11 protein-coding genes are annotated in these 15,559 nt (G+C 70.2%); 4 read left to right on the forward strand and 7 right to left on the reverse strand.

Features of this window, described 5'->3' with window-relative positions:
• The first annotated feature begins 3 nt into the window (after positions 1 to 3).
• Entirely contained in the window at positions 4 to 879 is an 876-nt protein-coding gene (locus AFR_RS32130) for an aldo/keto reductase (protein WP_023560991.1), read from the forward strand.
• A 309-nt stretch (positions 880 to 1,188) separates the two neighbouring features.
• Here the strand turns inward: AFR_RS32130 and AFR_RS32135 are convergent, their stop codons facing one another.
• Positions 1,189 to 1,563, reverse strand: a complete 375-nt coding sequence (locus tag AFR_RS32135; RefSeq protein ID WP_023560992.1) for a cupin domain-containing protein — start codon at positions 1,561 to 1,563, stop codon at positions 1,189 to 1,191.
• Positions 1,564 to 1,636: 73 nt separating this feature from the next.
• On the opposite strand from AFR_RS32135, the gene AFR_RS32140 reads away from it, so the two are divergent.
• Together AFR_RS32140 and AFR_RS32145 are read left to right on the forward strand one after the other, a co-directional pair.
• Positions 1,637 to 2,080: a MarR family winged helix-turn-helix transcriptional regulator gene (locus AFR_RS32140; protein ID WP_023560993.1), complete on the forward strand. Its 444-nt coding sequence runs from the start codon at positions 1,637 to 1,639 to the stop codon at positions 2,078 to 2,080.
• A gap of 37 nt (positions 2,081 to 2,117) precedes the next feature.
• Positions 2,118 to 2,720, forward strand: a complete 603-nt coding sequence (locus AFR_RS32145) for a maleylpyruvate isomerase family mycothiol-dependent enzyme (protein ID WP_041841301.1) — start codon at positions 2,118 to 2,120, stop codon at positions 2,718 to 2,720.
• Between the two features lie 538 nt (positions 2,721 to 3,258).
• Here AFR_RS32145 and AFR_RS32150 read toward each other — a convergent pair.
• Entirely contained in the window at positions 3,259 to 3,915 is a 657-nt protein-coding gene (locus AFR_RS32150) for a hypothetical protein (protein ID WP_148308125.1), read from the reverse strand.
• A 294-nt stretch (positions 3,916 to 4,209) separates the two neighbouring features.
• On the opposite strand from AFR_RS32150, the gene AFR_RS32155 reads away from it, so the two are divergent.
• Entirely contained in the window at positions 4,210 to 5,091 is an 882-nt protein-coding gene (locus AFR_RS32155) for a helix-turn-helix domain-containing protein (protein WP_023560996.1), read from the forward strand.
• A gap of 15 nt (positions 5,092 to 5,106) precedes the next feature.
• On the opposite strand, the gene AFR_RS32160 is transcribed toward AFR_RS32155, so the two are convergent.
• The 5 genes from AFR_RS32160 to AFR_RS32180 all read right to left on the reverse strand — a co-directional run bounded on the left by AFR_RS32160 (position 5,107) and on the right by AFR_RS32180 (position 15,548).
• Complete coding sequence (locus tag AFR_RS32160; RefSeq protein WP_023560997.1) at positions 5,107 to 5,322, reverse strand: DUF397 domain-containing protein; 216 nt, start codon at positions 5,320 to 5,322, stop codon at positions 5,107 to 5,109.
• 279 nt (positions 5,323 to 5,601) lie between these two features.
• On the reverse strand, positions 5,602 to 8,124 hold the full coding sequence (locus AFR_RS32165) for a DNA gyrase/topoisomerase IV subunit A (protein WP_023560998.1): 2,523 nt from the start codon (positions 8,122 to 8,124) through the stop codon (positions 5,602 to 5,604).
• A 16-nt stretch (positions 8,125 to 8,140) separates the two neighbouring features.
• Entirely contained in the window at positions 8,141 to 10,195 is a 2,055-nt protein-coding gene (locus AFR_RS32170; protein WP_041841302.1) for a DNA gyrase/topoisomerase IV subunit B, read from the reverse strand.
• A 119-nt stretch (positions 10,196 to 10,314) separates the two neighbouring features.
• A complete protein-coding gene (locus tag AFR_RS46910) occupies positions 10,315 to 14,661 on the reverse strand; it encodes a diguanylate cyclase (protein ID WP_041841303.1) in 4,347 nt (1,448 codons plus the stop codon).
• Positions 14,643 to 15,548, reverse strand: a complete 906-nt coding sequence (locus AFR_RS32180) for a serine/threonine-protein kinase (protein WP_052359524.1) — start codon at positions 15,546 to 15,548, stop codon at positions 14,643 to 14,645. Before AFR_RS32180 ends, AFR_RS46910 begins: the two co-directional genes overlap by 19 nt.
• Positions 15,549 to 15,559 lie beyond the last annotated feature (11 nt).

Genomic DNA, 15,559 nt, shown 5'->3' on the forward strand with positions numbered 1-15,559 from the left:
CGCATGACCTACCCCCTGGCCGGCCGCCCGGTCCCGCGCATCGGATACGGGTTGCGACGGCTCGCATCCCGCACTGCGGAGCTGGGCGAGACGGCGGCGATCGGGGTGCTGCACCACGCTTACGACCTCGGGATCCGGCACTTCGACACCGCCGAGTTCTACGACGCCGGACTGGCCAACCACCTCCTGCACGCGGCCTTCCAGGGACGGCGCGACGAGGTCATCCTGGCCACGAAGGCCGGCGCCCGCCCGATCACCGGCGGCCCGGCCCCGATGACCGCCGCACAGCAACCCCACGAGCTGCGCGAGGCGGTCGAGGCCAACCTGAAGTCCCTCGGCACTGAATACCTGGACGTGGTCAACCTCCGCCGCATGGACTTCCGCCCCGGCCTCCTCGCGTCGGGCGACCAGTCCGTACCCCTGGAAGACCAGCTCGCCGAACTCACAGCCCTGCGCGACGAAGGCAAGATCCGGGCCATCGGCCTCAGCCACGTGCGCCAGAACCAGTTCGAGGCCGCACTGCCGGCCGGAATCACGTGCGTCCAGAACCTCTACTACCTGCTCGACCGCTCGGACGAGCCGCTGCTGACCGCCTGCCGGGAGGCAGAAGTGGCCTGGGTGCCCTACTTCCCGCTGGGCGACGGCGGTCCGCCGTTCAACCTCCCGAAGGTTGTGGACGACCCGGTCGTGCTGGCGGTCGCGGCGGACCTGGGCGTCACGGCAACGCAGGTCGGGTTGGCCTGGCAGCTCAACCACTCCCCGAACACGATGCTCATCGCCGGCTCCGCCGACCCGGAGCACCTGGCCGAGAACCTCGCCGCGGCCGACCTCGACCTCGACTCCGCCACGATGACCCGCCTCGAGGCCGTCAGGTCCTAGGGTCTCCTCCACCGTGACGCAGGCACGCCCGATTGCAGGCCCAACTTCACCGATGTTGGGCCTTCGCAAGCGTCATGCGAGGGCCCTGCGCCGGGTCGAGCCGTTCGGTGTTGTGTGCGGTTGGTGGCGCGCATCCGCTCCAAAACCTCGGCCCGGGGCCGGCCGGCCCACCGCTTCGCGGGACATGAGGACCTCGTTGGTGTGGAGCTGTCAGTCGGCGGGGCCAACCGATCACGTCGCGGTGGACACCCTTGCAGGCCCAACTTCAACGATGTTGTGGTGACCTTGCGCTGCCCGTGGACGGAACGCCTAGCGCACCCAGGGCGGGCTGATCGACGAACCGTCCGCGAGGGTGGCTTCGAGCCCGACCGTTGTGGTCACCCAGGCGGACGCCGGCCCCCCGGAAGTGTTGTCGACGCCGAACGACGCGCCCGCGGGCACAAAGATGACCTCACCGGGCCGGACCGTGGTGGCCGCCCCGTCGACGGTCGCCATGATCTCGCCGGACATGATCAGCAGGATTTCCTCCCGGCTGACCCGATGCGGCACACCGACCGTGCCGGCGGCAATGTCCAACCGCCAGGCGCAGAGCTCGGCACTGCCCGACGAGGGCGCAACAAACGAGTGGAAGGTCGCCCCGTGCAGTTGATGGGCGACGGCTTGGTGCTCACGGATTACCGACATCGTGATCTCCTCAATTGGTCAAGCTACTTGACTAAATAGTCAAGCAGCTTGACCTGTCTGTCAAACTGGCCCGGTGGAACGTGATCTCCTCGACCTGCCGGTGCTCCTGCTGAGCGCCGCCCGCGGCTTGGTGGACGGCGTCGATGCGGGCGTCCGGGCCCGGGGCTTCGACGACATCCGGCCGGCCCACGGCTTCGCCTTCGCCCGTCTGGCCGGGGACGGCGCAACGGTGGGGCAGCTCGCCGAGCATCTCGACGTGACGAAGCAGGCCGCCAGCCAGATGGTCGAGGAACTCGTCACCAAGGGCTACGTGGAGCGCCGCCCCCACCCGGAGGACGCCCGCGCCCGCCTCATCGTCCTCAGCGCGAAGGGCTGGGCCTGCACCCGCGCCGCCGACGAAGCAGCGACCGAGGTGCTCCGCCCCTGGGCAGACACCCTCGGTCCGAAGCGCCTCGCCGCCCTCCGCGCCGACCTGTCCCTCCTGGCCACACCCGGTCGCCTACGCCCGACCTGGTAGCCCGATCAGTTCCGGCCCGCCGGCGCGTATACCTGGCATGGACCTTCGGAAAGCATTGATCGCGGAACGCACTGAGCAGGCCGACCTACTCGCCGGGTTGCGCCCCGACCAGTGGGACGCACCCACCCTGTGCGAGGGCTGGCGGGTACGCGAGGTCGTCGCCCATCTCACCATGCCGTTCCGGGCCTCGCTCGGCCGCACGATGCTCGACCTGGCAAAGGCCCGCGGCGACTTCAATCGAATGGCCGACACCACCGCCCGTCACGACGCTCTTCAACTGTCGGCAGCCGACCTGTTGGCCTGCATGCGTCAGAACATCGACCACCGCTGGAAGCCACCCGGCGGCGGAACCCACGGCGCACTTGCGCACCAGGTGATCCATGGTCTCGACGTCACAGTCGGACTCGGCCTGGACCGCCGCGTGCCGCCCGAGCGAGTGGCCCTGGTCCTCACCGGCATGAAGCCGAGAAACATCAAGTTCTTCGGTACCGAACTCGACGGCCTCCAGTTGCAGGCCACCGATGTGAATTGGACTCACGGCACCGGAACACCGGTCCGCGGGTCGGCGCAGGATCTGCTGCTCTTCGTCTGTGGACGACGTCTGCCGCCGGGCCGGCTCAGCGGGACAGAATCTCCGTGACTCGGACGTGGCCGACCTGATTCTGCCGGGCGGCACCGGCACCGCCCGGCAGGACGGGACAGGCAAGCCATTCGGACAGCATTCGGCACCATGGAGGGAAACACTGCGTCACGCGTGGCCTTTACTGGTGACAACTAGTTGAATCACAGATGCAAGGGGGTGGTGTCGTGGCGGACCATAGATCAACGTCGCCTTATTCAGGTGATCTGGCTAGACTCGACCGCATGCCGACCTATTCGCATCCTGCGGAATCGGCGACGGACGGCACGACTCACCAGCCCAGGGCTGCCACGAAAAAGCCGACGGTACGGATACGACCCGCCCTGTTGCTGGCAGGCTTGATGACGTCTTCAGCCCTCGCAGCAACCTCACTCATCGTCTGTGCCGTCGTGGTGCGTTCGTTGCTCGGGGATCGATCCAGCTTTCTGTCCACTGTGCTGATCGCCTCGGGAACCCTGGCGCTCACGTGTGTCGGTAGTTGGTGGAGCCAGCCGCGTGTCACCCGGCTCGTCACCCGGTGGCTCAGTACCCGCTGAAGTCAGCTCTTCGGCGACTCCCCCGCCTCCGTGGCATCCGGTGACGTCGACTCCGTCGCCGTGGAACCTGAAGTAGGCCCCGTCGCCGGAGGCGTCGCATCCCGCTGGGCCCGTTTGACAAACACTGCGCCGCCGGCCGATGCCGCGAGAACAACGATCGACGTGATTCCCGGCCACGTGCCGATCGAGATGACGTTGACGACCAGGACGACGGCACCACCGATGACAACCGCGACGGTCAGCAGAATCATCAAGACGTAGACGATGAACATCGTCAGGTGCTCGCGGAGCGAGGTGGTGCGGCCGGTGGCTCGCTCGATGAAGTCGAGCACGGCGAGCAACCAGGCCGGACCACGGGTCGGCGAGGCCGAAGGCTCCGCTTCGGGCGGCTGCACGGGCAAGGGCTGCCAGGCACCGGGCTTTGCGACGCCCTCGGTGGCATCGGCGGGCAACACCTCGTCGGGCTGATCCAGCCTCTCGATGGCTTGGCCGTCGACGCCGTCGGCCTTTCCGGATCGCGGCAGAAACCGTCGCAGGCGATCCGTCCAGGGGCGCCGAGATTCCGAGCCGGTGGGCCTCGGTTCGGTGGGCAGGCCCGTCGTCTCTCGATCTGACTCTGGCGTCCTGGTCACGCTGACTCCGGTCTCGAAGCTGGACACCTCGGGGGCTCGTCTTGATCGGCGGGTGGGACGCGGATCAAAGCAGGCCCGATTTGCAGGTACCCACGACGGTGGACAGGTAGTCTCCGGTGGGAGGTCGCACTTGGTATGCGGCGACTTGCAGGTGCAGGTAGCTGGTAGCTGTTCGTCTAGAGTATCGTCCGATGCCAGCCAACCGCTACACGCACGCGGTTACCTTCAATCTGCTACCAGCTGTTTGTTGCTCACTATACGTAAGTTGCAAGATTGAACCCACGATGTACACCAATAACCCACGCAGGGGGACTGTCGGTCATGGAGCAACACCTCGATCCCACGGTGCAGCGACGTCGCTTGAGGGTCGAGCTACGCCGAGCCAGGTCAGAGACGGGACTCACCCAGAAACAGGTCGCCGACGAGCTCGGCTGGTCACCGTCCAAACTCCTGCGGATCGAGAACGGCCAGGTCGGGATCTCGCAAACTGATCTCCGGGCTTTGCTGGGCCATTACGAGGTCACGGATCCGGAGTTGATCAGAACGCTCACCGAACTGGCCCAGCAGGGACGCAAGCAGCAGACCTGGAGCCAGTACCGTGATGTCCTGCTTCCCGACTTCATGGCGTACCTGAGCTACGAGGGATCTGCTTCGCTGCTGCGTCAGAGCGATCCACTTCTTGTCCCCGGCCTGCTGCAGACCGAGGAGTACGCGCGGGCGATCAACAATGCGTACGCGTCGGCCGACACCACCGAGCACGACATCGAACGGCAGACAGAAGCCCGATTGCTGCGTCAAGGCATCTTGGAGCGCGATGATCCGCCGGAGATGTTCTTCATTCTGGACGAGGCAGTCGTCAGCCGCTGGGTGGGCCTGAAGCCCCGTGACGCGAAAATCATGATCAATCAGCTGCGCCGCCTTCAGGAACTGAACGAGTATCCCCGGGTCAGCATTCAGATCATGCCGTTCTCGCAGGGATTCCACTTCGGCATGCAGGGCGGCTTCACCATGCTGGAGTTTCCCGACCCCGAGGACGACGAGCTTCTGTTCCTGGAGAACAGAGCGGCCAGCGTGTCCGCCAGGGAGGGCGCAGACGTGATCGCCCGTTACAAGGAGGAGTTCTACAAACTGGAAGAGGCCGCCGTCGGGGGACCCACCGACCTCGGCGACTTCCTCGGAAAGATCATCGAAAGGATGAGCTGACGGCCGATCAGAAGGTCATCGGCCGAGGTTGGTGAGTTCGTCATTGTCGACGATCCAGCCGAGAAACGACTGCCATGTCCGAGCCGGGAAGATCAGCATGGCGCCGTCCGGGTCCTTGGAATCACGAACCGCAACCAGGTCCGCGTGAACAGCGATCTCGACACATTGACCACCACCGTTGCTGCGGGAGCTCTTGTGCCATACAGCATCGGTCCAGATTGAGTCGGTCACTGCCTCTCCCGCCTACAGAAGCCGCCATGCGATCCTGCCATGCCTTCCGACAACAGCGTCGAGTTCCGGCGGCGCCATGGTCGACTATGTATGTGCAGTCGCCGGCCGATCTTCGGCATGCGATGAACAGTGGATCTAGATTGACGACCTTGATTCTGCCATGTCGCCGACGCTTTACGCCACCACGCCTGCACAGGGCGTCACATCAACGATTGCCGGACACAAATAGGCGGGGCCCGACGGATCTTCCGTCGGGCCCCGCGCTTCGACCTCGTGGTATCAGCCGCGTTCGATGAGGTGGCCGATGATTTGGGGGCCCATGAGGACGGCTTCGCCGGAGCCGTCGCGGCGGGGGTCGGTGGCCGGGAGTTCGACCGGGTCGCCGGTGCTGCTGGCTCCGACCGGGCGGGGGCCGACCCAGGAGACCGTCAGGCGGGTTTCGCCCTTCAGGAAACGTTGGACGCGGACGCCGCCGGTGGCGCGGCCCTTGGCCGGGTACGTGGAGAACGGGGTGACCTTCACCTGGGTGCCGGTGGAGGTGACGACCATCGGCTCGCCGTGCTGGGCGTCGGTGGTGTTGACGACGTTGAACGAGACGACGTCGGCGCCGGATGACAGGTTCATGCCGGCCATGCCGCCGCCCTTGAGGCCTTGGGGGCGGACCAGTTTGGCGGGGAAGCGCAGCATCGACGCGTCCGAGGAGACGAACGCGACGGACTCGGAGCCGTCGGTGAGCCAGGTTGCGCCGAGGACCTCGTCGCCGTCCTTGAGGGTGATGACTTCGAACTCGTCGGAGCGGACCGGCCACTCCGGGGCGCACACCTTGACGACGCCCTGGCGGGTGCCGAGGGCGAGGCCGGGTGAGCCTTCGGCGGTGAGCGGGGCCAGGCCGACGACCTTCTCCCCCGGCTCGAGGGGGATCAGCTCGGAGGCGGACATGCCGCCGCGGACCGACACCGTGCCCGACTGTTCGGGGAGGACCGGCAGGGGCAGCACGTCGACCTTGAAGGCACGGCCGGTGCTCGTCACCAGCAGCACCCGGCCGCGGGCGGTCGAGTGGACCACCGCTCGGACGGCGTCGTGCTTGACGCGGCCGCTGCGGCGGCGGCCCTCGGTGGCTTCCTCGCTCTCCGCGGCGGTCCGGGCGATGAGGCCGGTGGCGGAGAGGATGACCTGGCAGGGGTCGTCGGCCACCTCGAGCGGGCCGGCCGGCACGGAGGCCGCGAGGACCTCCTTGAGGTCGCCGTCGATCAGCGTGGTGCGGCGGGGGCCGCCGAACTCCGACGCGACCTCGGCGAGTTCGTCGGAGACGACCTGCTTGAGCACGTCGTTGTTGTCGAGGATGCGGCTGAGCTCGGCGATCTCGGTGCGCAGGCGCTCCTGCTCGGTCTCCAGCTCGATGCGGTCGAAGCGGGTGAGCCGGCGCAGCGGGGTGTCCAGGATGTACGTCGCCTGGATGTCGGTGAGACCGAACTCGGTCATCAGGCCCTGCTTGGCGGCCGCGGCGTCGTCGCTGCCCCGGATGATCGCGACCACGCGGTCGATGTCGATCAGGGCGATGAGCAGGCCGTCGACCAGGTGCAGGCGGTCCTGCCGCTTGGTCCGCCGGTGGGTGGTCCGCCGGGTGACCACCTCGTAGCGGTGGGCCAGGAACACCTCGAGCAGCGCCTTGAGGCCCAGCGTCTGCGGCTGACCGTCGACCAGCACCAGGTTGTTGATGCCGAAGGACGACTCCAGCGGTGTCAGGCGGTAGAGGTCGGCCAGCAGGGCCTGGGGGTTGACGCCGACCTTGCACTCGACGACCAGCCGGATGCCGTGCTCGCGGTCGGTGAGGTCCTTGACGTCGGCGATGCCCTGCAGGCGGGCCGGCTGGCGCTGGCCCTTGCGCGGGCCGGAGGTGATGAGCTTGCCCTTCACCTCGTCGGTGATGGCCTCGATGATCTTCTCGGTGCCGACGCCGTAGGGCAGCTCGACCACGGTGATCGCCTGGCGGCCGCGGCCACCCTCGAGCGGGCCGGTCTGGGCGCGGGCGCGCATGCGGACCACACCGCGGCCGGTCTCGTACGCCCGGCGGACCTCGTCGAGGCCGAGCAGCTGGCCGCCCGTGGGCAGGTCGGGGCCGGGCACGAACCGCATGAGCGCGTCGAGGTCGGCCTCCGGCGTGGTGATCAGGTGCCGGGCGGCCGCGACGACCTCGCCGAGGTTGTGCGGGATCATGTTGGTCGCCATGCCGACGGCGATGCCGGACGTGCCGTTGACCAGCAGGTTGGGGAACGCCGCGGGCAGCACCCGGGGCTCCAGCTCGGAGCCGTCGTAGTTGGGCTTGAAGTCGACCGTGCCCTCGCCGAGCTCGCCGACCAGCAGCATCGCCTCGCGGGACATGCGAGCCTCGGTGTACCGGGAGGCGGCCGGGCCGTCGTCGGGTGAGCCGAAGTTGCCGTGCCCGTCGATCAGCGGCGCGTTGAGCGAGAAGTCCTGTGCGAGCCGGACCATCGCGTCGTAGATCGCCAGGTCGCCGTGCGGGTGGTACTTACCCATCACGTCACCGACGACGCGGGCCGACTTCACGTACGCCCGGTCGGGGCGGTGGCCCTGCTCCTGCATCGACCACAGGATGCGGCGGTGGACCGGCTTGAGGCCGTCGCGCGCGTCGGGCAGGGCACGGGAGTGGATGACCGAGTACGCGTACTCCAGGTAGGAGTCCTCGACCTCGGTGGTCAGCGGGTTGTCGATGATCCGGGCGCCGGCCTGGTCGAAGGCCGACAGGTCCACCCGGGACTGCTCGTTCTTGCGGCGTGCCATGTCTGGTAACAGCCCCTCAGGCGTCGATCGTTTCCTGGTCGATGCGGCCCGCGGCCTCGATCAACCAGTTCTTCCGCGGCTCCACGCGCTCACCCATCAGCAACTCGAGCGTGGCCTCGGCCCGCTCGACATCCTGCAGGGTGATGCGCCGGACCGTCCGGGTGGCGGGGTTCATCGTGGTGTCCCACAGCTCGTCGGCGTCCATCTCACCGAGACCCTTGAACCGGCTCACGGGAGCGATCGACTTGCCGGAGCGCTCCAGCTTGCGGAGCGTGGTCTCCATCTCCTGCTGGGTGTACGTGAAGATCGTCTCGGCGTTCCGGCCCTTGGTCGTGATCTTGTGGAGCGGGGGCATCGCGGCGAACAGCCGGCCGTCCTCGATCACCGGGCGCATGTACTTCGCGAAGAGCGTGATCAGCAGCGTGCGGATGTGCGAGCCATCGACGTCGGCGTCCGCCATGATCATGACGCGGCCGTAGCGCATCGTGCTCATGTCGAAGGTGCGGCCGGAGCCGGCTCCGAGGACCTGGACGATCGCCGAGCACTCGACGTTGTCGAGGACCTGCTGCAGGCTCGCCTTCTGGACGTTGAGGATCTTGCCGCGGATCGGGAGCAGCGCCTGGTATTCGGAGCTGCGGGCCATCCGGGCGGTGCCGAGCGCACTGTCACCCTCGACGATGTAGAGCTCGCTGCGGCCGATGCCGGTGGAGCGGCAGTCGACCAGCTTGGGCGGCATCGAGGCGCCCTCGAGCGCGGTCTTGCGGCGGGCCGCGTCCTTCTGCTGTTTCTGGGTGAGGCGCACCCGGGCCGCGTCGACGACCTTCTGCAGGACCGTCCGGGCCTCGCTCTTGGTGCGCCGGTCGTCGATCCAGCTCTTGAGGTGCTGCTCGACCAGACCCTGCAGGACCCGGGTGATGCCCGCGGTGGAGAGCTCGTCCTTGGTCTGCGAGGTGAACTGCGGCTCGGGCACCCGCACGTGGATGACCGCGGTCATGCCCTCGAGCAGATCGTCCAGGACCGGCGGGTCCTCCTTGGGCTTGAGCAGCCCGCGGGCGTTGCGGATGGCCTCGGTCAGCGCGCGGACCAGGGCCCGCTCGAAACCCTTGCGGTGGGTGCCGCCGTGCACGTTGCGGATCGTGTTGGTGAAGGACTCGACCGTGCGGTCGTAACCGGTGCCCCAGCGGAAGGCCACCTCGACCTGGGCCACACGCGAGACGTTGGACTGCATGACACCGTTGGCGTCGGCGGCGTTCTCCTTGTAGGTGCCCTCGCCGGCGACCATCAGGATCCCGGAGACGGGCTTGTCGCCGGCCGGCGAGAGGAACTCCACCATGTCCGTCAGTCCGTGCGGATAGTGGAACTTCTCCTCGAGCGGCTCCTCGCCCGTCTGGTCCCGAAGGACGTACGCCACCCCGGGCACCAGGAAGGCCGTGTTGCGCAGCTTGGCCCGCACCACGTCGACGTCGAGACGCGCGCCGGTCTCGAAGTAGCGGGAGTCGTACCAGTAGCGGATCGAGGTGCCGGTGCGCTCGCCGCGCTTCATCTTGCGGGCCACGCGCAGGCCGGACTCGGGCACGAACGACGCCTCCGGGCCGGGACCCGAGAAGACGCCGGGCACACCACGCTGGAAGGACAGCTCGTGCACCTTGCCGTCGCGCTTGACCGTCACGTCGAAACGCAGCGACAAAGCGTTGACCGCGGACGCGCCGACGCCGTGCAGGCCGCCGGAGGTCTTGTAACCGGAGCCGCCGAACTTGCCGCCGGCGTGCAGGCGGGTGAGCACGAGCTCGACACCGTTGAGACCGGACTTGGCGTTGATGTCGGTCGGGATGCCCCGGCCGTCGTCGTCCACCTGCACCGAACCGTCGGCGTGCAGAGTGACCTCGACGTGCTCGGCGTGCCCGCCGACACCCTCGTCGGTGGAGTTGTCGAGGATCTCGTTGACGAGGTGGTTGACACCGCGGCTGTCCGTGGAGCCGATGTACATACCCGGCCGCTTACGGACAGCGTCGAGTCCTTCGAGGTGCGTGAGGTCATCAGCCCCGTAGAGGATCTCTGGTTGCGCAGTCACGAAGCACTACTCCCGGCAATGGCAGCTGTCAACGACGCGGCGAGCCTACCGGGCACCACCGACGAGTTTCGTCAGGCCGACCGCGAGCGCCACCACATAACACGCGACCAATGGGGCATTTACTCCACGTCGTGAGCCACGACACGGTTCCGACCGGCTTGTTTGGCCGCGTAGAGGCCGGCGTCGGCCCGGCCCAGGAGGGTGTCGGCGGTGGTGTCGCCGGGGCGCAGCCGGGCCAGCCCGACGCTGATCGTGACCGGGATCGGCCCCGACCGGGTGTCGAGCGGCGTGCCGGCGACCGCGCCCCGCAGCGCCTCGGCCAGTGCCGGGCCCTCGGCGTCGACGCGGGGCAGCAGGACCGCGAACTCCTCGCCGCCGTACCGGGCGACCAGACCCGCCACCGGCAGACCCTCGAGCAGACGGTTGACCACACCCTTGATCACGTCGTCACCGGTCTGGTGCCCGTACGCGTCGTTGATCCGCTTGAAGTGGTCGATGTCGACCATGAGCGCGGTGACCGGGCCGTCCTCCGTCCGGGCCGTGGTCAGGGACCGCTCGGCCAGCTCGAAGAACCGCCGCCGGTTGGCGACACCGGTGAGGCTGTCGGTGGTGGCCAGCTCGTTCACGCGGCTGAACAGCCGGGCGTTGTCGTAGGCGACCATGCCCTGGCCGACCAGTGCGGCCGCGACGCCGAGGTCCGCGGCGGCGTACGCCCCGGGCCGGTCCGACGACAGCACCAGGACGCCCACCGCGCCGTTGCGGTCGTCGAGGGTGACGGTCAGCCAGCTCTGCCCGGTCGAGTCGGAGAGCGCGTCGGCCCAGGCCGGCGTACCGGAGATGAGGTCTGCCTGGCGGTTGTCGAGCAGCGGCCGCAGGGCCGGGTGCTCGGCCAGGACCAGCGTGAGCGGGACCGGCCCGCCCAGCACGGTGAGCTCGGTGGACTCCGACGTGCCGAGCAGCAGCCAGCCGCGGTTGGCGCCGGGCGTCTGCCGGGCGGTGAGCAGCAGCCGGCGCAGCACCAGCTCCGGGTCGAGGGTGCCGGTGAGCCGGGCCATCGCGCGGCGCAGCGTCTCGGCGATGTCCCGCTGGCGGTTGGCGGCGGCCACCGCGACCTCGAGCTGGGCGGCGCGGGCCGTCTCCAGGCCGACGGCGATGTGGTGGGTGATCGCGGTGAGGATGTCGGCGTCGTCGACGGTGAAAACGCCCTTGGCGACGCGGCTGTCCAGGTAGACCACGCCGAGCAGGCGGTCGTCGAGCTCGAGCGGCGCGACGAGGATGCTGCGCAGGCCGTACTGCACGACGCTCTGCGCCCCGAGTGCCTCGCCCTCCTCGGTGCCGGTGATCACGAGCGGCTCGCGGCTGTGCCGGACCCGGTCCACGACCGTGGCGCTGTACCCCGTCAGCTCGGTCAGGTCCTGACCGCCGGCGTCACGACCCACGTACGGCGTGAGCACCTGCGTGTCGGCGTCCATCAGGAATAGGATGGCGCGTTCGGCGCCGAGCAGCCGGGTGGTCTCGTCCAGCGCGACCCGTGTGAGGCGTTCGGGGTCGATGACCCGCGACGCGGCCAGGCTGAGCTGTTCCAGAGCGGCCCAGCGCTGCCCGGCCCGGCCCCGGGCGGCGACCACGGGTACGCGGTGACGCCGCCCCGCGTCGAGCCGGAACTCCGCGGCGACCCGGCGGGCGCGGTGCGGCCAGCCCTGTGCCTCGGCGATGCCGGCGGCCATCCGCGCCTGGCGTTCGGCTTCTCCGGTGCTGCCGGTGGCGGTGAGCGCGCGGGCGCGTACCAGGGCGGTCTCGAAAGCTGTCAGCGGCGCATCCACCCGGCGCAGCAGGGGCTCGGCCTTGGCCAGCAGCCGGAGGGCCTCCGCACTGTGCTCGGGGGTCAGCGCGAGCAGAGCGGCCCGGGTGATCCGGTGGTGGGCAGCGACGATCGGGCGGCGGGTGACGTGACCGAGGGCCGTGACGGCCCGGCGGGCCGCTTCGACGGCGGCGTCGCGCTCGGCGGGTGCGGCCCGGCGGGCCTGCTCCAGACGGCCGTACGCCAGGTAGACGTAGAAGCCGTGCTGCGCCGGGAGGATGTCGGTGGCCCGCAGTCCCAGCCCTTCGAACTCGGCGACGGCGTCGTCGAAGGCCGTGCCGAGGTCGTCGCGTTCGAGGGCGGACAGCATCCGGGCGACGATCGTGTCGACGACCTCGTGGATCTCCTTGGGTCCCGCGCCGGCCCGGGCCAGCGCCGCGATGGCCTCTCCGGCCCGGCCGCGCAGGGCCAGCAGGCCCGCGTCGACGGCCACGACGGCGCTGCGGTCGGCGTGCCCACCGGCGTCGAGCCAGCGCTGCCGCCCGGTACGCGCGGACTCGGCCACGCCGGCCTCGCCACGGAGCAGCCAGTCCCAGCCCAGCACGGCGTAGCAGTCGAGGATGAGGCCGACGTCGAGGAAGCGGTCGCGTTCGGCGACGACCTGCCGGACGCGTTCGCCGGAGTCGCCGCCGCTGCCGTGCACGGCGACCGCGGTCATCCAGTCGAGACGGGCGACCAGGGTGGGGTCGCCGAGCTCGTGGGCCTGCGCGAGCGCGCCGCGGGTGATCCGGTCGGAGATCCTCCGCAGGCCGAGCATGCGCAGGGCCAGGGTCAGGGCGACCAGGTCGCGGGCGCGCTCCGGTGACGGTCCGAGCCGGCTCGTCGGGTGGACCATCCGCATGCCGTAGAGCAGCGACCTCAGGGGCTGCAAGCGGCGCACACTGCCGGAAGCGCCGTAGTGGTAGAGCGTCGTCTGCAGGCGCAGCCGCTCGCGGTGCGCATCCTTGGCCGTGCCGTACCCGAGCCGGGTGACCCGGATCAGGCACCCGATGATCAGCAGCCAGAAGCCGGCGAGCCCGGAGAGCACCGGGTTGCCCGGCAGCGGGCGGCCCAGCTCGGCGAGACCGTCCTCGACGGCCCGCAGCTGCGCGGCGGCGCCCCAGTTGCTCTCGTGCACGCGGGCGAGCATGAGATGGATCTGCGCGCGTTCGGTGCCGTCGGTGGTCCGCTCGAGCGCCGCGTGGAAGGTCTCGATGGCCTCGTCGAACCGGCCGTTCTGGTGGTAGGCCACCCCGAGCAGCTGCAGGACCGAGCTGCCCATCGGCAGTCCGCCGAGCTGGGCGGCCTCGGACGCGTACTGCAGGTAGACCAGTGCCGTGTCCGGGGCGTGCTCGGCCAGGGCGCGGGCGCCGGCGGCGTGACCGGCGCGCAGCATCCGGGCGGGGTTCGCGGCCGGGTCACCCAGCGCGCAGTGCCGGGCGAGGGCGTAGACGTCGGCGCCGTCCCGGCGGTCCAGGACGTCGGCGGTGCGGCGGTGCAGGTCGCGAAGCGTGTCCTCGTCCACGCCGTCGAGCAGCGCGATGCGGATGCTGTCGTGCAGGAAGCGGTGGACACCGTCGCGGTGCTCCACGAGTCCGCGGCGGCCGGCGTCGGAGAGCACGTCGAGGACCCGCCGGCGGTCGACCCCGGCGACCTCGGCCACCAGGCCGGGGCCGAACGAGATGCCGATGACCCCGGCGACCCGCAGCAGACGGCGGCTCTCCGGGCCGAGGTCGTCCGCCCGGCGCAGCAGGAGCTGGGCGGAGTCCGCGGGCAGGGCCAGGTCACGGATGCCGGCGACGTCGATCTGCCACGCGCCCCAGTCCGGCAGGAGCAGGCCCGCGTCCATCACGGCCTTGGCGTACGCCAGAGCGACGAACGGGTTGCCGCCGGTCAGCATCGTGATGGCGGCGGCGCCTCGCGGGTCGATGCCGATGCCACCGGACAGCGAGCCGATCAGGTCCCCGATGGCTTCCGGGGTCAGAGCGGGCAGCGTGATGTCGGTGTCGCGGGCCCGGCCGAACTGGTCGAGCGTGGCCGCGGACGCATCGTCACGGACGGTGGCCAGCACGAGCAGCGGTACGCCGGGCAGCCCGGCGGCGAGCTGCTCGAGCACCCGGACCGTGCCGTCGTCGTACCACTGGGCGTCGTCGAGGTGCAGCAGCACCGGCCCCCCGGTGCGGGCCAGACCGGTGAGCAGGTCGGCGACGGCCGCCGAGTGGCGTTCGAGACCGATCTCGCCGGCCACCTCGGGCACGTCGAGGAGCTCGGCCAGGACCGGCGACAGGCTCGTGACCAGGGCGGCGCCCTGTCCCGCCGCGGCTCGCAGCCGGGCGGCGGCGGCGATCCGGCCGCCGGGCCCGCGCAGCAGGCCCCGCACGTGATCGTCGACGGCCGCCCGGAGCGTGGCCATCGGCCGGCGGTCACTCGGCGAGCCGCCGCCGCGCAGCACGGTCCCGCCCGCGGCGGTGATCTCGCGGCCGAGCTCGGCCGCGAGGCGCGTCTTGCCCGATCCGGACGGCCCGTGCAGCACCGCGACGCCGCCCCGGCCCGCTGCCGCCTGCGCCCAGCGCTTCCGGAGAGTCTCGAGCTCCGCGTCGCGGCCGGTCAGCGGCGCCTCGAGCACGGCGGCCGGCCCGTCGTCCTCCCCGGCGCGAAGGTCGCGCCCGGTTCGGCGCCGAGCCGGCGCAGGTCGGCCAGCAGACCCTGGGCACTCTGATAACGGTCGTCCGGGTCCTTGGCCAGCAGCCGCACGATGATCGCCGCGAAGGTCGCGCTCAGACCGGGAGCCAGAGCCCGGGGATCGGGTACGGGCGCAGTCGCGTGCAGGTGCAGCAACTCGCCGACGTCGGCCGCGGCGAAGGGCGGCGCACCGGTGACGCACTCGAAGAGGACCGCGCCCAGGGCGTACAGGTCGGAACGGGCGTCGACCGGCCGGTTGAGCATGCCGGACTGCTCGGGTGCGCAGTAGACGAGCGTGCCGGCCACGGCGTCGGTCGTCCCGGCGGCCGGTGCCGCCAGGCCGAAGTCGACCAGCCGGCCGGCGCCCTCGGGCGTGACGATGATGTTGTCCGGTTTGACGTCGCGGTGCACGAGGTCGTGCTCGTGGGCCGTCCGCAGCGCGCCGGCCACGTCGGCGCCGATCTGCACGGCGGCACGCTCACGGATCGGGCCGCGGGTCAGCCGGGCGCCGAGCGCCTCACCGTCGACCAGGTCCATCACCACGTACGGGCGGCCACCGGCCAGACCCACCTTGTGCACGCGGGGCAGCCCCGGGCTCTGCATCGAGGCGAGGAGGGCGCTCTGCCGGCGGAACTCGCGGGCCTGGCCGGGGTGCTGCGCGGCGTCGTGGTGCAGCAGGCGCAGGGCGTAGTCGGTGCCCCGGTGGCGGACGCGGTGGACGACGGCCTGCGCGCCCCGGCCGATCTCGCCCAGCACTTCGAGCCCGGCGGCGTCGCCGGGCTCGAACTGGACCAGCGCCGGCTCAGCCGGCAGCGATGGCGAGGCACCCACAGTGCCTCTAT

This window comes from Amorphoplanes friuliensis DSM 7358 (assembly GCF_000494755.1).
GTDB classification, from domain to species: domain Bacteria; phylum Actinomycetota; class Actinomycetes; order Mycobacteriales; family Micromonosporaceae; genus Actinoplanes; species Actinoplanes friuliensis.